The organism is Roseovarius sp. MBR-79, from assembly GCF_053628555.1.
On sequence record NZ_JBRJGP010000069.1, the window covers coordinates 1 to 1776 of the forward strand.

Below are 1776 nucleotides of genomic sequence, written 5' to 3' on the forward strand. Positions count from 1 at the left end.
TCAGTGTATCTGCTTGTCTTCATTCGAATTCTCCTCGTTCATCTTGCCGAGAAAATTCTACTTTTGAAGCCCCTTAATTTCGGGGGGGATTACCCTATGACCGCCGAGATCGAGGTGAGCCGCATTATGACGGTGCATTGAGGCAACGGCGGCAACCAACTGGCGGGCCAGCTCTACGCGCGCCGCAGGCAGGGATGAAGTAGACTCCCTCACCGAATAGTCCTTGAGGCGGGCCATGCGACGGCGGCGGTCGAAGATTTCCCAGTAGCGTGCACCACGATCTGGATCATCCAACCGCGGCGTAAGCAGTGTACGTTCAAAATCTTGGTCACGGTCCAGAAGCCAATGATACACTTGCTTCTCTCGCCCCGCTATTTCGAGGCGACCATCTTCGGTTTGAAACCGACCGTCGCTGCACTTTGTAAAATCCCAAAGCCTGAGAATCCCAAGATTGTTCTTGCTATCCTCGTCACTTGCTTCGAATTCTTGGTAAATGTCGCGAGGATGCTCAAAACAAGGTTCGTCTTCAGCTACGTATCTCTGGAATCGCCGCTTGCCATGCTTGAATGGAGATTGCGGGGATGATGCATTGAAGAAACTGTGCAGCATATTCTTCCAGATTTGCTCCGTCAGCGGCATATACCGGAATTGCGTCCACGGCTCACCAAAAACCTCCGTCATTCGCTTTTCGTCGCCCATCAGTTTAACAAACTGATCCAGTGTAAGGACCTTCGACTTTTCCAATCCAACAAGATGGTCAGCCGTTGCGGTACCGGCGAGGACTACGAGGCCCTCTAACTTCGGGACAGCACCCTTCTGGTCGACGGGACGCATTTTCAGCGCCGAGGACAGTAGCGGTAGAACCTCACGGGAGATATCACTTATCTTTTTTACTGGAGACGGACCTTTATCTTCGCCGTTTTGAAACCAACGCCCGTCCTTGTTTTCGATCTTTCCGTGCCATTCCTTGATATCAATTAAGAAGACGCGATGCGGGCTGACGATGACAAGATCAACCTCGCGCGTTTTTCCAAGGCCCAGAACCAGATCGAGATTGGTGAATGCGTACCAGTCCGAAGGCAAATCCCTTTTCAACCGTTCAATGCTTTTAACTTCGCGTTTGTGGACACCACGACCGCAAATTGTCACCTTCATAAGCTGTGTTCTCCCTCAGTTGGTTCACTATAGCCAGACGGCGGTTGCAATGAAGTGGAATCTCTTCCGCAAAGAGTGCATCCGGTAACCTTGCGCCCTTGGGCTTCTTGGGTGTTGCGATCGTAGCTGAACAACAGATGTCCGGTCACGGGAGAGAGGTGGTCCTGCTTTTTCGACCAGAATGCAGCCCAGTTAAGGTGGATCAGGGTTTCACATCAGGCTGCCATTTTCATGGGTTCCGTTTTGCTGGCATGGACCTCGTCGGGGGTCAATATGCCATGGGTCGAGTGGGGCCGTTCGGCATTGTAATAGGCGAGCCATTGGCCGATACCCTCCCGGGCTTGTGACCCGGTCTCGAAGGCGCGCAGGTAAACGCATTCGTATTTCAGAGATCGCCAGAGGCGCTCGATCATGCGATTATCGATCCAGCGGCCTTTGCCATCCATCGATATCTTCACCTTGGCCGCCTTCAGCTCATCGATCCAGTCGCCGCTGGTGAACTGCGATCCCTGATCGGTGTTGAAGATGGTCGTGTCTCGAATCTGGTGGAAATTCTCCGGCGGCGTTCTCCGGGCGGGTTGATTTGGGCCTGATCAGGCGGCGAGGTCAAGGGTCATGGGC

Annotated in this window: 1 protein-coding gene and 1 pseudogene; both read right to left on the minus strand. The window is 53.2% G+C overall.

All coding sequences use genetic code 11. The annotated features are described in order from the left end of the window. Nucleotides 1–57 precede the first annotated feature (57 nt). Nucleotides 58–1155: a nuclease-related domain-containing protein gene (locus tag ACSSV8_RS20140; RefSeq protein WP_454283671.1), complete on the minus strand. Its 1098-nt coding sequence runs from the start codon at nucleotides 1153–1155 to the stop codon at nucleotides 58–60. A 215-nt stretch (nucleotides 1156–1370) separates the two neighbouring features. Continuing rightward, nucleotides 1371–1682: pseudogene (locus ACSSV8_RS20145) on the minus strand (transposase); the annotation flags it as partial. Nucleotides 1683–1776 lie beyond the last annotated feature (94 nt).

Coding starts and splice junctions, on each gene's coding strand:
- ACSSV8_RS20140 (WP_454283671.1), bottom strand. CDS start 1,155: ATGAAGGTGACAATTTGCGGTCGTGGTGTCCACAAACGCGAAGTTAAA.